This is a genomic window from Streptomyces hilarionis (assembly GCF_024539675.1).
Taxonomy (GTDB): Bacteria; Actinomycetota; Actinomycetes; order Streptomycetales; family Streptomycetaceae; genus Streptomyces; species Streptomyces hilarionis.
Genome location: NZ_JAHHIT010000107.1, coordinates 1 through 14,560, shown reverse-complemented (window position 1 = coordinate 14,560; position 14,560 = coordinate 1). Strand labels below are relative to the sequence as shown.

General features: G+C 70.0%; 13 protein-coding genes, 1 rRNA gene and 1 riboswitch. Of the genes, 1 reads left to right on the top strand and 13 read right to left on the bottom strand.

What is annotated here, in order from left to right; genetic code table 11:
* Positions 1 to 76: 76 nt before the first annotated feature.
* A complete protein-coding gene (gene gcvP, locus KMS84_RS25010; RefSeq protein WP_256918702.1) occupies positions 77 to 2,962 on the bottom strand; it encodes an aminomethyl-transferring glycine dehydrogenase in 2,886 nt (961 codons plus the stop codon).
* A 185-nt stretch (positions 2,963 to 3,147) separates the two neighbouring features.
* Positions 3,148 to 3,243: riboswitch (glycine riboswitch) on the bottom strand.
* Between the two features lie 113 nt (positions 3,244 to 3,356).
* Between gcvP and KMS84_RS25005 the strand changes: the two genes are divergently transcribed.
* On the top strand, positions 3,357 to 3,728 hold the full coding sequence (locus KMS84_RS25005) for a PRC-barrel domain-containing protein (protein ID WP_256918701.1): 372 nt from the start codon (positions 3,357 to 3,359) through the stop codon (positions 3,726 to 3,728).
* 4 nt (positions 3,729 to 3,732) lie between these two features.
* Here KMS84_RS25005 and KMS84_RS25000 read toward each other — a convergent pair whose 3' ends face one another.
* From KMS84_RS25000 to rrf, 12 genes are all read right to left on the bottom strand, one after another.
* On the bottom strand, positions 3,733 to 4,194 hold the full coding sequence (locus KMS84_RS25000) for a nucleotidyltransferase domain-containing protein (RefSeq protein ID WP_256918700.1): 462 nt from the start codon (positions 4,192 to 4,194) through the stop codon (positions 3,733 to 3,735).
* A gap of 62 nt (positions 4,195 to 4,256) precedes the next feature.
* Entirely contained in the window at positions 4,257 to 5,675 is a 1,419-nt protein-coding gene (locus KMS84_RS24995) for a DNA polymerase IV (protein WP_256918699.1), read from the bottom strand.
* Between the two features lie 66 nt (positions 5,676 to 5,741).
* The gene (locus KMS84_RS24990; RefSeq protein WP_256918698.1) at positions 5,742 to 6,425 is read right to left on the bottom strand and encodes a MerR family transcriptional regulator; all 684 of its coding nucleotides are present in this window, start codon (positions 6,423 to 6,425) and stop codon (positions 5,742 to 5,744) included.
* Between the two features lie 245 nt (positions 6,426 to 6,670).
* Positions 6,671 to 7,144, bottom strand: a complete 474-nt coding sequence (locus tag KMS84_RS24985; protein WP_004934251.1) for a bifunctional nuclease family protein — start codon at positions 7,142 to 7,144, stop codon at positions 6,671 to 6,673.
* Positions 7,145 to 7,228: 84 nt separating this feature from the next.
* Positions 7,229 to 7,966 carry a transcriptional regulator FtsR gene (ftsR, locus tag KMS84_RS24980; protein WP_256918697.1) on the bottom strand — a complete coding sequence of 246 codons (738 nt, stop codon included), beginning with the start codon at positions 7,964 to 7,966 and terminating at the stop codon, positions 7,229 to 7,231.
* Positions 7,967 to 8,010: 44 nt separating this feature from the next.
* Positions 8,011 to 8,895, bottom strand: a complete 885-nt coding sequence (locus KMS84_RS24975; RefSeq protein ID WP_256918715.1) for a zinc-ribbon and FHA domain-containing protein — start codon at positions 8,893 to 8,895, stop codon at positions 8,011 to 8,013.
* Between the two features lie 82 nt (positions 8,896 to 8,977).
* Entirely contained in the window at positions 8,978 to 9,820 is an 843-nt protein-coding gene (locus tag KMS84_RS24970; protein WP_256918696.1) for a DUF881 domain-containing protein, read from the bottom strand.
* Between the two features lie 5 nt (positions 9,821 to 9,825).
* On the bottom strand, positions 9,826 to 10,158 hold the full coding sequence (locus KMS84_RS24965; protein WP_020133151.1) for a small basic family protein: 333 nt from the start codon (positions 10,156 to 10,158) through the stop codon (positions 9,826 to 9,828).
* Complete coding sequence (locus KMS84_RS24960) at positions 10,155 to 10,991, bottom strand: DUF881 domain-containing protein (protein WP_256918714.1); 837 nt, start codon at positions 10,989 to 10,991, stop codon at positions 10,155 to 10,157. The genes KMS84_RS24965 and KMS84_RS24960 overlap by 4 nt, the downstream gene beginning before the upstream one ends.
* 166 nt (positions 10,992 to 11,157) lie before the next feature.
* Positions 11,158 to 13,653 carry a mannose-1-phosphate guanyltransferase gene (locus KMS84_RS24955; RefSeq protein ID WP_256918695.1) on the bottom strand — a complete coding sequence of 832 codons (2,496 nt, stop codon included), beginning with the start codon at positions 13,651 to 13,653 and terminating at the stop codon, positions 11,158 to 11,160.
* Positions 13,654 to 13,765: 112 nt separating this feature from the next.
* Entirely contained in the window at positions 13,766 to 14,374 is a 609-nt protein-coding gene (gene clsA / locus KMS84_RS24950; RefSeq protein WP_256918694.1) for a cardiolipin synthase ClsA, read from the bottom strand.
* A 109-nt stretch (positions 14,375 to 14,483) separates the two neighbouring features.
* Positions 14,484 to 14,560: ribosomal RNA gene (rrf, locus tag KMS84_RS24945) — 5S ribosomal RNA — on the bottom strand; the annotation flags it as partial.

Here is a 14,560-nt window from a genome sequence, read left to right as displayed (position 1 = left end):
CCCGGCGGTGACGGCTCCGGAAACGGCCGCGGGGCCCCTTCCACGACGGAAGGGGCCCTGCGGTCGTCACGCTCGCTCAGTCCTCGTACGCGTCCAGCGGCGGGCACGAGCAGACCAGGTTCCGGTCGCCGAAGGCCTGGTCGATCCGGCGCACCGGCGGCCAGTACTTGTCGGCGGCCGACACCCCGGCCGGGAAGACGGCCTCCTCACGCGTGTACGCGTGCTCCCACTCCCCGCCCAGGGCCGCCGCGGTGTGCGGGGCGTGGTGGAGCGGGTTGTCCTCGGCCGGCCACGCGCCGGAGCCGACCTTCTCGATCTCCGCGCGGATCGCGATCATCGCGTCGCAGAACCGGTCCAGCTCGACGAGGTCCTCGGACTCGGTCGGCTCGATCATCAGCGTCCCCGCCACCGGGAACGACATGGTCGGCGCGTGGAACCCGTAGTCGATCAGCCGCTTGGCGACGTCGTCGACGCTCACGCCGGTCGCCTTCGTGAGCGGGCGCAGGTCGATGATGCACTCGTGCGCGACCAGCCCGCCCGGCCCGTTGTAGAGCACGGGGTAGTGCGGCTCCAGCCGCTTGGCCACGTAGTTCGCGCTGAGCACCGCCACCTGGGTGGCCCGCTTGAGGCCCTCGCCGCCCATGAGGCGCACGTAGGCCCAGGAGATCGGCAGGATCCCCGCGGAACCCCACGGAGCCGCCGAGATCGGCCCCACGCCGGTCTCCGGGCCCGCGGCGGGCTGCAACGGGTGGTTGGGCAGATAAGGCGCGAGGTGCGACCGTACGGCGACCGGGCCGACGCCCGGACCGCCGCCGCCGTGCGGGATGCAGAACGTCTTGTGCAGGTTCAGGTGGGAGACGTCACCGCCGAAGTGACCCGGCTTGGCCAGGCCGACCAGTGCGTTGAGGTTCGCGCCGTCGACGTATACCTGGCCGCCGGCCTCGTGCACCTGGGCGCAGATGTCGGCGACGTGCTCCTCGAACACCCCGTGCGTCGACGGGTAGGTGATCATCAGCACCGCCAGCTCGTCCCGGTGCTTCTCGATCTTCGCGCGCAGGTCCTCGACGTCGATCTCGCCGTCCTCGGCGGTCTTCACGACGACGACCTTCATGCCCGCCATCACCGCGCTGGCCGCGTTGGTCCCGTGCGCGGAGGACGGGATCAGGCACACGGTCCGCTGCTCGTCGCCGTTGCCCCGGTGGTAGCCGCGCACGGCGAGCAGACCGGCGAGCTCGCCCTGCGACCCGGCGTTCGGCTGCAACGACACCTTGTCGTACCCGGTGACCTCGGCGAGCCGCTCCTCCAGCTCACGGATCAGCGTCAGGTAGCCCTGAGCCTGCTCGGCCGGCGCGAAGGGGTGCATCTGCCCGAACTCGGGCCAGGTGACCGGCTCCATCTCGGTGGTCGCGTTGAGCTTCATGGTGCACGAGCCCAGCGGGATCATGCCCCGGTCGAGCGCGTAGTCCCGGTCGGCGAGACGGCGCAGGTAGCGCAGCATCGCGGTCTCGGAGCGATACTGGTGGAACACGGGATGCGTCAGGATCGCGTCGGACCGCAGCAGGCCGGCGGGCAGCGCGTCCCCGGTGGCCGCGTCGAGCGCCTCGACGTCGCCCTCCACGCCGAACGCGGCCCACACCGCGGCCAGCTGGGCCCGCCCGGTGGTCTCGTCACAGGACACCGACACGTGGTCGGCGTCGACGAGGTGCAGGTTCACCCCGTGCTCGCGCGCCGCGGCGACGGTCTGCGCGGCCTTCCCCGGCACCCGCACGGTCAGCGTGTCGAAGTAGGAGCCGTGCACGACCTCGGCCCCGCCGGCCCGCAGACCGGCGGCCAGGACGGCGGCGTACCGGTGCGTGCGCCGGGCGATCGTCCGCAGCCCGTCGGGCCCGTGGTAGACGGCGTACATCCCGGCCATCACCGCCAGCAGCACCTGCGCCGTGCAGATGTTGCTGGTGGCCTTCTCGCGCCGGATGTGCTGCTCGCGCGTCTGTAGCGCGAGCCGGTAGGCCTTGTGCCCGTCCGCGTCGACGGACACGCCCACGAGCCGCCCGGGCAGACTGCGCGCGAACTTCTCGTGGACGGCCATGTAGCCGGCGTGCGGTCCGCCGAAGCCCATGGGCACGCCGAAGCGCTGGGTCGTGCCGACGGCGATGTCGGCCCCCAGCTCGCCCGGCGACTTCAGCAGCGTCAGCGCGAGCAGGTCCGCGGCGACCGTGACCAGCGCGCCGAGCCCGTGCGCCTGGTCGACGAGCGCCTTGAGGTCGCGCACGGCGCCCGAGGCCCCGGGGTACTGCACGAGCACGCCGTTGATCTCCCGCTCGGCGATCTCCGCCGGGATGCCGTCGCTGAGGTCGGCGACGACGACCTCCACGCCGGTCGGCTCGGCGCGGGTCTCGATCACGGCGATGGTCTGCGGCAGCGCGTCCGCGTCGATCAGGAAGAGACCCTTCTTGTTCTTCCCCATCCGCCGCGAGAGCGCCATCGCCTCGGCGGCGGCCGTGCCCTCGTCCAGCAGCGACGCACCGGACGTCGGCAGACCCGTCAGGTCGGCCACCATGGTCTGGAAGTTCAGCAGCGCCTCCAGCCGGCCCTGCGAGATCTCCGGCTGGTACGGCGTGTAGGCCGTGTACCAGGCCGGGTTCTCCATCACGTTGCGCAGGACGACCGGAGGGGTGAACGTGCCGTAGTAGCCGAGCCCGATCATCGGGGCGAGGACCTGGTTGCGGTCGGCCAGGGAGCGCAGCTCGGCCAGCACCTCGGCCTCGGTGCGCGCGCCGGGCAGGTCCAGCGCGTCGGCGTTCTTGATCACGTCCGGGACCGCGGCGGCCGTGAGCTCGTCGAGCGAGCCGTAGCCCACGTGCGCGAGCATCTTGGCCTGCGCCTCGTGATCGGGTCCTACATGGCGCTGCTCGAAGGGGATGCCCTGCTCGAGCTCGGAGAGTGGAATGCGATGGGCGGTCATTACGGAGGCCTCCTGGTCTGACACGACCTTCGTGGGTCACCACGGCGCGGGTACCCGGACGGCCTCCCCCTCTGTCATCTCAACCTGAGAGCTTCACCGGCCGCCCGAAGGACGCCCGACTTTCACCGTCGGTGAGAGCGGAGACCGTCGACGCCGTCGGCACCCGCCCTGCTTTCCAGAGTGACCTCGTCCGTGCGGTACGTGAGCCTGAGAGATTCCGGGGAGGATTTGCTCCTTCGGCGCCTCCGATGTCGCTCGGAGGACTCTCCCGCACGGGGTCAGCAGCCATTGTCAGACTACCAGCGAGGTCAACATCGCCCTCTCGAGTGGCCGCCGATCCCATTGTGCTCTTTTGTAGTGCTAACGGATGAGTTGCGACCAAGTGGGAGGGCCCGTGCAGACCGACATCGATCCGCGCAACCTGATCGGCCGCAAGGCGTTCGACCGCAACGGAACCAAGATCGGCACCGTCGACGAGGTCTACCTCGACGACGCGACCGGCGTACCGGAGTGGGCGGCCATACGCACGGGCCTCTTCTCCCGCGACGCCTTCGTCCCCCTGGAGCCCAGCGAGCTGGTCGAGGGCGCCCTGCGGATCCCCTACGACCGGGCGCTGATCAAGGACGCCCCGGACTTCGGCGTGGGCCGCCACCTCTCCCCGGAGCAGGAACTCCAGCTGTACCACCACTACGGCCTGGACCTGGGCGCTCCTCCCCCGCTGGCCGACCACGACTTCGGCCGCCTGGCCGGCACGGACGACGGCTGAGCCCTCAGCCGCAGGCCCGTATCAGCGTCGCCAGCATCCCGGCCGGGTCGTACAGCGGCCGGGCGCCGTCCGTGACCACTCTGCGCGTGCCGCCGTCGACCGGGTCGGTCCGCGCCCAGGAGGTGGACCCGACGCACAGCTCGACCTCCAGACCGGAGGCGGTGACCTGCCGCCATTCGGTCACCGGCCCCCAGGCACGGACCCGCACCACCTCGCCCAGGGACAGCTCCCGCAGCCAGCCGTCCTCGGCGGCGTAGGCGTCGGGTGCCCTCGACAGCAACAGGAGATCGACGTCCGAGTCGGACCGCGGGGCTCCCCGCGCGCAGGATCCGACGAGCAGCAACCCGGCCACGTCGCCGCGGCCGGCGGCCCACCGGGTCACCCTCTCCGCCACCGAGCGCATCTCGGCCGCCCGCTGCGGCGACACCCCGGCGCCCTCCGCGAAGCGCTCCCCCTCGACGTTCATCCCGGCTCCCCCTCCACGGTCGACACCACCCGCTCGATCTCACTCTGTGTAACCGATGGGCTTCACGGAGAGTTCCCGGCTCCCCACCCCGTGAGTCCGAGGTCCGGGCCCGGCACTCCGGCGGCCGCCGGTCCGTCGCCCGCCTCGGGTCTTCGCCGCACCAGCGGCAGCGGATCAGCCGGCTCCAGACCCGGGTCGTCGGTCCGGAACGTCCGCACCCGCCCCGGCTCGGACTCGGGCGTCTCGAAACGCACCGTCACCCGGCCGAGGCCACTGCCCTGCACCCATCCGTGCCCCAGCTCGGCATGGCGGACGTCGTGCCCGGGCCGCCACTGGTGCTCGGCCACCGCCTGCGCCGCGACGGCGGACCCGCCCGTCGGCTCCTCCACCGGCGCGTCGGCCCGCTCCTCCGCCGCCTGGGCGAACAGGTCCTCCTGAGTGAAGTCCGCCAGCCCGCTGACGCCGACCCCCAGGAGCCGCACGCCGCCGGTCGTGTCCACCGCGTCCAGCAGCCGGGAGGCCGCCTCACGGATCACCGCGGGATCGTCGGTGGGACCGCGCAGCGTCTCGGACCGGGTGAGCGTGGAGAAGTCGTAGCGCCGCACCTTCAGCACGATGGTCCGCCCGGACAGACGGGCCTCCCGCAGCCTGCGCACACACCGGTCCGCGAGCCTGTGCACCTCCAGCTCGACCCGCGTCCGGTCATGGATGTCCACGTCGTAGGTGTCCTCGACCGACACGGACTTGGTCTCGCGTTCGGCCACCACCGGGCGGTCGTCCCGCGCGAGCGCCATGGCGTACAGGGCGTGCCCGTGGGCCTTGCCCAGCAGCCTCACGAGCTCGTCCTCACCGGCCTCGGCGATCTCGTCGACCGTGGCGATCCCGGCGCGCCGCAGGTGGTCCCCCGTGGCCGGGCCGACTCCCGGCAGCGTGCGCACGGACATGGGCCCGAGCATCGCCCGCTCGGTGCCCGGCTCGATCAGGACCAGGCCGTCGGGCTTCGCCTGCTCCGACGCGATCTTGGCGAGCATCTTGCACGAGGCCAGCCCCACCGAGCCGGTCAGCCCGGTCACCGCCCGTATGTCGCCGCGCAGCCGGATGCCGGCCAGCCGCGCGGACTCGCTGTCCCAGGCCGCCTCTCCGGCCTCCAGATCCACGAACGCCTCGTCCAGGCTCAGCGGCTCGACCAGGGGGGACAGCGCCCGCAGCAGCGCCATCACCTGCTCGCTGATCGAGCGGTAGAACGCGAAGCGCGGCACGAGATAGGCGGCGTTGGGAGCCAGCCGGCGCGCCTGGGCCATGGGCATCGCGGAGTGCACCCCGAAGACGCGCGCCTCGTAGGAGGCGGTCGCCACCACACCCCGCGGCCCCAGACCGCCCACGACCACGGCCTTCCCGCGCAGACTCGGCTTGGACGCCTGCTCCGCCTGGGCGAAGAAGGCATCCATGTCGAGATGCAGGATCGTGGACGCGTTTCTCACATGTCCGATGCTGCACCACACCACTGACAACGGCGTTCCACCGCTGCCGCCCGCGCCCCGAAGGCCTCAGACCGCCCGGTTGCGCCGACGCGCCAGCTCGTCCGCCGGATTGTGCCCGACGAGCGTCTCCCCGGTGTCCACTCGCTCCCCGTGCAGCTGCGACAGCGCGCTCTCCACGTCCCGCCACACCACGCCCACGGCGATCCCGAAGACCCCCTGCCCGCCCTGGAGCAGGGCGTGGACCTCGTCCGGCGAGCTGCACTCGTACACCGTGGCGCCATCGCTCATCAGCGTCATGCGCTCCAGGTCGCTGAACCCGCGCTCGCGCAGATGCTGAACGGCGCTGCGAATGTTCTGCAACGACACCCCGGTGTCGAGGAAACGCTTGACGATCTTCAGGACGACGACGTCCCGAAAGCTGTACAGCCGCTGGGTGCCCGACCCGTGCGCGGGCCGCACGCTCGGCTCGACGAGCCCGGTACGGGCCCAGTAGTCCAGTTGCCGGTAGGTGATGCCCGCGGCCGCGCAGGCCGTCGGACCGCGATAGCCGATCTGCTCGGACGCCATGGACGTCGCCCCTCCGCTGCTCGGCACGGCCGCCGGTCGATGCGGGGCGTGATCGGCCGCGCCGCCCTGGTGCGGGTATCCCCCGCCCGGGCGCAACCGAGAGCCGGGGGGAGGGTACGGACCGCTTCCCCCGACACCGAGTCCGGGGGCACCCCCAGCCGTACCGTCGCCGCTGCTTCTCACGCCGACCTCCGTCCTTGAACTGCCTTCTCGACGGTAGGCAGTCACCAGGGGTGCGTCAACGATCGCCACACTCGGCACGCCGAGTGATAATCACCCTAGGAGTGGTTTCCCGTGTCCCACCGCGGGGAAAGGCTAGCCGAATGCGCTGAGAACCAGCCGTAGGACGCTCTCAGTGGCCCCCGGCATTTGCCGGAAACGGAGCGGGCGCCCCGGTACGGGACGCCCGTCTCTCGCGCAGGCCGCGCCTACTGGTTGCTGGTGCCGAAGTCCTCGGGAGAGATCTGGTCGAGGAACTCGCGGAACTTCTCCACCTCGTCCTCCTGCTCGTCCGGGATGGCGATCCCCGCGTCGTCGAGCACCGTGTCACTGCCGTAGATCGGCGTTCCGGTGCGCAGCGCCAGCGCTATGGCGTCGGACGGACGCGCGCTCACCTCGACCCCGCTGGCGAACACCAGCTCCGCGTAGAAGACGCCCTCACGCAGATCCGTGATGCGCACCTCGGTGAGCTCCTGGCCGACGGCCTCCAGCACGTCCTTGAACAGATCGTGGGTCAGCGGCCGTGCGGGAGCCATGCCCTGCTGGGCGAAGGCGATCGCCGTCGCCTCGCCCGGTCCGATCCAGATGGGAAGGTAGCGGTCGCCTCCCACTTCACGCAGCAGCACGATCGGTTGGTTGGAGGGCATCTCGACTCGGACACCTACGACATCGAGCTCGTTCACACAGCAACCCTAGGCCGTGCCCGGGACGTTTGGGTAGTCGGGCCGGGAACGGGTGACCGATCCGCCCTGGACGAGACCGCCCGCTCAGGGCAGCCGCACCCCGAGCGCGGTCTGCACCAATGCCGTGTGCAGCCGCACCGTGAGCCCCGCGATCTCCTTGGTACGGGCCTCCGCCAGGACCCTCGTCTGCGGATTGCGGTGCCGCTTCAGCGGAGCCACCACCTGGTCCACGAGTCCGGCCTCGCGGTCCGCCGCGGCCTTCATCACGCGCAGATGCCTCGGTTCGATCCCGAACCGGCCCAGCTCGGAGACGAGCGCCGCCACCGTGGCGGCCTCGGCGTCGTAGACCCCGCCTTCCAGCGGCACGACGAGCCCGTAGGACTCCCACTCCTCGAGTTCGCCCTCGCCGATCCCCGCGGCCGCCAGCAGCTCGGCGCGGCCGAGCCGGGCGACGGTGGGGCCGTCCGAAGGCTCCGGGACGGCCTCGCCGTCGCGCTGCCGGCCCACGGTCGGCAACGGAGCGGCCTCGCCGCGCTCCATGGCGTCCAGATGCTCACGGATGACCTTGAGCGGCAGATAGTGGTCCCGCTGCATCCTCAGCACGTGACCGAGACGTTCGACGTCCCGCGGGCTGAACTTGCGGTACCCCGAAGGGGTCCGCTGCGGCTCGACGAGCCCTTCCGACTCCAGGAAACGGATCTTGGAGATGGTCACTTCGGGAAACTCGTCGCGCAGCGCGTTCAGCACCGCGCCGATGCTCATCGGACCACCGTCCGCGGCGGCGGTGCCGTGTCCGGCACCGCCCCTCGGTGTTCGAAGCATGGACCTTCCCTGGGGGATCCCCCCGGGCAGCGCCCGGGAGCGGGTCAGTAGCCCTGCTGGCTCGCGTAGAAGACCAGCCGGTACTTTCCGATCTGCACCTCGTCACCGTTCGACAGAGCGACCTCGTCGATCCGCTCACGGTTGACGTACGTGCCGTTCAGGCTGCCGACATCAGCGACCCGGAACGTGCCGTCGGGGTTGCGCCGGAACTCCACGTGCCGACGCGAGACCGTGACGTCGTCCAGGAAGATGTCGCTCTGCGGGTGACGGCCGGCCGTGGTCAGGTCGCCGTCCAGCAGGAAGCGGCTGCCCGAGTTCGGACCGCGTCGCACCACCAGCAGCGCCGAACCCAGCGGCAGCGCGTCGACCGCGGCCTGCGCCTCGGGAGACAGCGCCGGCAACTGCGTCTGGCCGGTGACCTCCGCGTCGTAGGCCTCGAGACCGGAGATGGAGATCGTGGAGGTCGTCTCCGACGGACGCTCGGGCGTCAGCCCGGGACGCAGCGGCGCACCGCAGTTGGAGCAGAAGCGGCTGTTCTCCGCGTTGCGGTTACCGCACCTCGTACACACCAGGGCCGACATAGGGGAAAACCCTCCACCCGCACTCGAGGCTGACGGTTGGCCGAAACCTATTCCGCCGGACTGTGCAGGGTCAACAGACGCCGCGCCCTGACCACCGGAAATGTCGCCGCCCGGACCACCCACCTGGTCCCTGAACAGCGGCCGCTGACCTTCGGCGTCAGGCTGCGCACGATGACGGGCGGTCGCGTTCTCGCCACCCTCTCGCGTGCTCTTGCCGAACAACTTCGCAAACAACTTCACGGGCGATTCCCCTTGACCGAAACAGACCCGCCCGTGGGGCAGGACGAACCCTGACTGATTACACCGGTCGAACCGGACACCTTCACAACGTCCGTGCCCACCAGACAGTTTCCACCACGCACCACCCGATCGGTGCGTCGACCCCCCGCAACCTCATGCCCCTGCCGGACGCCCCCCAAGCACTCCCGGTTCACTGACCCGACGACCGAGCGTAGTCAGGCCGCTTCGCTGCTCGCAAGGCGTCCACGACGATCTTGTCGGACCGCTCGACGGTCACGGTGGCCTGCTCCTTCTCCAGAGTCTGCACCACACCTCCCGGGATGTTCAGCGCCGGCTCGAGATCCTGTGGATTACCGATGACCTTGAAACGAAAGGGCGTGTTGATCTTGTTCCCGTCGACGCTCACGCCTTTGCCCGATTCCGTCAGGAAGGTCCCGGCGACCACCCGCACGCCGTTCACCTGGATCGCCTCGGCCCCGGCCGCGCGCAGCTCCTGGATCGCGTCGAGCAACATGTCCGCCTCGACCGTCCCCTTCGTGTCGTCGATGGTCATCGTGATGCCCGGCCCCTGCGCGGCGACCGTCCCCGCCAGAATGCCGAGTTGCCTCTCCTTCTCGACGGTCTGCTTGCGGGCCTCCTCCGCCTGGTCGGAGCTGTTCTCCAACTCCTGCTGCTGCTTCTCGAGACCCTGCTTCTCGTCCTCAAGACGCTGACTTCGGTCGCCGAGTTCATCGAGGATGCGAACAAGATCTTCCTGGCGCGCGCCGCGCAGGGCGTTCCCGCTGTCGCTGTTCGACGCCACCTGGACGGCCAGCCCGAAGCCGAGGCCGAACAGCAGCAGGGCGACGATGAGTTGGGCCCGGGTGATCCGCGGCGGCCAGAGCCCCTGCGCCAGCCGCTGCCGACCGGTCAGCGTGGGCTCGGCCGGCTCCGCGGCCGCGTCGTCCTCGGGCGCCGCCGCGGGGACCTCCTCGGGCAGTTCCTTGCGCAGCCGGTACTCGGGCGTCTCGTCGTTCCCGTCCTGATCGCTCATGACCGTCACGCCCTGAACACGTGCCGGCGGATCGCCGCGGCATTGGAGAAGATCCGGATGCCGAGGACGACCACCACGCCGGTGGACAGCTGCGACCCCACGCCCAACTCGTCCCCCAGGAAGACGATCAGCGCGGCCACCACCACGTTCGACAGGAAGGACACGACGAACACCTTGTCGTCGAAGATGCCGTCCAGCATGGCCCGCAGACCGCCGAACACGGCATCCAGCGCCGCCACCACGGCGATCGGCAGATACGGCACGACGGCTGCCGGAACCTCGGGCTGGACCAACAGTCCGGCCACGACTCCCACGACGAGGCCCAGTACGGCGATCACGATGCGTCCTTCTCAGTTCTCGGCTGTGCTGTACGTACGATCACACTCGGTGCGGCCGGCAGCCGGACGTCGTCCACCACCGAGATGGCCGTCCGGATGCCGTAGTTCTCCTGCAGAGCGTTCAGGTACAGCCCGTCCGCGCTGTCCTGGAACCTCGTGCTCAGGTTCTTCCCGTCCCCCACCGCCAGCACCGTGTACGGCGGCACGAGCGGCTTGTTGTCGACCAGTATCGCCTCACCCGCGGCCCTGATCGCCGACAGCGACGTCAGCCGCTGTCCGTTGATCGAGACGGCCTCGGCGCCCGACGCCCACAGTCCGTTGACGACCCGCTGCATGTCGCGGTCGCGCACCCGGCCGGTGTCGGAGAAGCCCGCGGTCTCTCGCGGACCGCCGCCACCGCCGGAGCTGGCCTCCTTGGCGTCGTCCACCACCAGTTTCACGCCCGGCCCGTGCACCTCGACCGCGCCGGCCAGGATCCCCACCAGGTCCGCCCGCTCGCCTCCGCCGCTCTTCTTGAGCGCCTCCTGCTGCCGGGCGCTCACGTCGTCGCGGAGCTCGTCGACGGTGCTCTCCAGGCTGTCGGCCGCGTCGGTCTCGCGGTCGATGCGGTCGATCAGTTCCTCGCGCTCCTTGGCGACGACCGGAGCCGCCACCCGCGCCTGCACCGCGCCGACCGTGACCACCAGCGCCGCGAGCACCAGACCCGCGGCCAGAACGAGCTTCGCCCGCGCCGTGCGGGGCATCCCCCCGGCGTCCCCGGCGCCCTTGCGGGCGGCCGCCTCGGCGTAGCCGTCGTCAAGGCTGTGATCCATGACGTTGGTGAGCAGCGACATGGAGGCGTCCGGGCGCGACACGCGCGCGGGTGTGCTCCGAACGGGGGGCGGCTGCGGCATGCCGCACATCGTCGCACGTCGCGTCCCCTACCTCCGAACGGCCCCACGCGTGTGCCGGACAGGCCCCCTCGGGGACGACTGTCCGGCACACGCGTGTGCAGGCGGTTCAGCGGCCGGCGCTGTCCACCACCGCCGCCCACTCGTCGAGCAGGGCCTGCGCGGACGCGTCGTCCGGCCCCTCCGCCCACAGATGGGTGACGGCCTCGGCCGGGTCGGGCAGCACCATCACCCAGCGGCCGTCGGTCTCCACCACCCGCACCCCGTCCGTGGTGTCCACGAAGCGCTCTCCCGCCGCTTCGACGACCCGGCGCATCACCAGTCCCTTGACGGCCCACGGAGTCGCCAGATCCCGCTTCAGCACGTGCGCGCGCGGGATGCGCGCGTCGATCTGGCTGAGGGTGAGCTGCGTCCGGGCCACGAGCCCGATCAGCCGCACGAAGGCCGCCGTGCCGTCGAAGACGCTGCTGAACTCCGGGACGATGAATCCGCCCTTGCCGTCACCGCCGAAGATGGTGGTGTCGTCGCGTCCCACTCGGGTGAGGTCGTCGGGCGAGGTCGTCGTCCACTCGACCTGCGTCCCGTGGTACGCCGCGACCTGCTCTGCGATCCGCGTCGTCGTCACCGGAAGGGCGACCCGCCCGCTGCGCCGCTCGGCGGCCACCAGGTCCAGCAGCACGAGCAGGGCGCGGTCGTCCTCGATGATCCGCCCCTTCTCGTCGACGAGGGACAGCCGCTCGCCCACCGGGTCGAAGCGCACGCCGAACGCGGCACGCGAGGAGGCCACGATCTCCCCGAGCCGCACCAGACCGGACCGGCGCTGGTCGCCGGTCTCCGTCGGCCGCGCCTCGTTCAGACCCGGGTTGATCGTGAGCGAGTCCACCCCCAGCTTGCCGAGCAGGCTCGGCAGCACCAGGCCGGCGCTGCCGTTGGAGGCGTCCACGACGACCTTCAGCCCGGACTCCGCGATCCCGGTCGTGTCCACGTTGCGCAGCAGCGACCCCGTGTAGGAGTCGAAGACGCTGGCGGGGAAGTGCAGGTCCCCGATCTCGCCCGGGAACGCCCGCCGGTACTCCTGCCTCGCGAACACCCGGTCGAGCTTCCGCTGGCTGCCCTGGGAGAGGTCGGCGCCCTGGCTGTCGAAGAACATGATGTCGACGGAGTCCGGCACGCCGGGCGAGGTCCGGATCATGATCCCGCCGGCGCTCCCGCGCGCGGTCTGCTGACGCGCCACGGGCAGCGGGACGTTCTCCAGGTCCCGTACGTCGATGGCGCTGGCCTGGAGCGCCGAGATCACCGCCCGCTTGAGCGCACGCGCGCCACGGGAGTGGTCGCGGGCCGTGGTGACCGTGGACCCCTTCTTCAGCGTCGTGGCGTACGCGCCGGCGAGACGCACGGCCAGTTCCGGCGTGATCTCGACGTTCAGGATGCCGGACACGCCGCGTGCGCCGAAGAGGTGGGCCTGCCCGCGGGACTCCCAGATCACCGAGGTGTTGACGAACGCACCGGCTTCGATGGTCTTGAAGGGGTAGACCCGCACATTGCCCTGCACGATCGATTCTTCACCGATCAGGCACTCGTCGCCGATGACGGCGCCGTCCTCGATCCGGGCGGCGCGCATGATGTCGGTGTTCTTGCCGACGACGCAGCCGCGCAGGTTGCTGTGCTGCCCGACATACACGTTGTCGTGCACGACGGCCTTGTGCAGAAAGGCCCCGCTCTTCACGACGACGTTCGACCCGATGACCGAGTGTTCGCGGATTTCCGCTCCCGCCTCGACCTTCGCGTAGTCACCGATGTAGAGCGGCCCGCGCAGGTCGGCGTCCGGGTGCACTTCGGCCCCTTCGGCGACCCACACGCCCGGCGAGATCTCGAAGCCGTCGATCTCGACGTCGACCTTGCCCTCCAGGACGTCCGCCTGGGCCTTCACGTAGCTCTCGTGCGTGCCCACGTCCTCCCAGTAGCCCTCGGCGACGAAGCCGTAGACCGGCTTGCCCTCCTTCATGAGCTGCGGGAAGACGTCACCGGACCAGTCGACGGGCACGTCGGCCTCGACATAGTCGAAGACCTCGGGCTCCATGACGTAGATACCGGTGTTGACGGTGTCGGAGAAGACCTGACCCCAGGTCGGCTTCTCCAGGAAACGCTCGACCTTTCCCTCTTCGTCGACGATCGTGATTCCGAATTCCAGCGGATTCGGCACACGCGTCAGACAGACGGTGACGAGCGCTCCCTTTTCCTTGTGGAAGTTGATGAGCTCGGTGAGGTCGAAGTCGGTCAGGGCATCACCGGAGATGACGAGGAAGGCGTCGTCCTTCAGCGCCTCCTCTGCGTTCTTGACGCTTCCGGCGGTACCGAGTGGCTTCTCCTCGTTGGCATAGCTGAGCTCCATTCCGAGCTCCTCGCCGTCACCGAAGTAGTTCTTGACCAGCGAAGCCAGGAACTGAACGGTGACGACGGTCTCATTGAGCCCATGCCTTTTGAGCAGCCTCAGAACGTGCTCCATGATCGGCCGGTTGGCCACCGGCAGGAGCGGCTTGGGCATGCTCGAGGTCATAGGGCGAAGGCGCGTGCCTTCGCCTCCGGCCATCACGACGGCCTTCATGTCGGAAGCGTCCTCCTAAAGAGACGACGGTCTAGCCGACTTCACCCGTCCAGATTGTCCCGCAGATTCACGCCGCAGGCCATCGAGCCACTGCTGCTGCCAATCGGCGAGGTCAGTCGGCGACAGCGTCCGCACGAACCAGGCGGCGGACCTGTACCACGTACAGGACTCCTGCCCACCAGTACAGGGTTGTACCCCATCCTGCGAACGCCCATCCGAAAATAGCAGCCAGTGACGCCGGCCACCCGCTTCCGTCACTGAGCAGGAGCAGCGGGAAGGCGTACATCAGGTTGAACGTGGCGGCCTTCCCCAGGAAGTTCACCTGGGGCGGCGGATAGCCGTGCCGCCTGAGGATGCCCACCATCACCAGCAGCACCAGTTCCCTCGCAAGAAGTACCGCCGTCAACCACAGCGGGAGAATCTCGCGCCAGGTGAGGCCGATCAGGGTCGAGAGAATGTAGAGCCGGTCGGCTGCCGGGTCGAGGAGCCGGCCGAGGCTGCTGATCTGGTTCCAGCGTCGTGCGAGCTTGCCGTCCAGATAGTCGCTGACCCCGCTGAAAGCGAGTACGAGGAGGGCCCAGCCGTCGCTCTGCGGGCCTCCGAACTCGGGCCGGAGGATCAGCCACAGAAACAGGGGCACGCCGACGAGACGCGCCATGCTGAGGATGTTCGGGATGGTGAGTACCCGGTCTGTCTGAACGCGGGTCTCCTGGACCTCCACCCGGGGGCCTCCAGTAGGAAATGAGCCGACGATGCCCCCTGACCCTACCCCAACGCAAAAAAGCTCTGGCTCTTGGGCTGTGTGCCCAAGAGCCAGAGCTCTAAAAGGAGTTCGGCGGTGTCCTACTCTCCCACAGGGTCCCCCCTGCAGTACCATCGGCGCTGTAAGGCTTAGCTTCCGGGTTCG

What these genes read in the sequence shown, in the direction of transcription:
- gcvP (WP_256918702.1), bottom strand. Translation starts at nt 2,962, where the DNA reads ATGACCGCCCATCGCATTCCACTCTCCGAGCTCGAGCAGGGCATCCCC.
- KMS84_RS25000 (WP_256918700.1), bottom strand. Translation starts at nt 4,194, where the DNA reads ATGAACGTCGAGGGGGAGCGCTTCGCGGAGGGCGCCGGGGTGTCGCCG.
- ftsR (WP_256918697.1), bottom strand. Translation starts at nt 7,966, where the DNA reads ATGCTTCGAACACCGAGGGGCGGTGCCGGACACGGCACCGCCGCCGCG.
- KMS84_RS24970 (WP_256918696.1), bottom strand. Translation starts at nt 9,820, where the DNA reads ATGAGCGATCAGGACGGGAACGACGAGACGCCCGAGTACCGGCTGCGC.
- KMS84_RS24960 (WP_256918714.1), bottom strand. Translation starts at nt 10,991, where the DNA reads ATGTCGCTGCTCACCAACGTCATGGATCACAGCCTTGACGACGGCTAC.
- KMS84_RS24955 (WP_256918695.1), bottom strand. Translation starts at nt 13,653, where the DNA reads ATGAAGGCCGTCGTGATGGCCGGAGGCGAAGGCACGCGCCTTCGCCCT.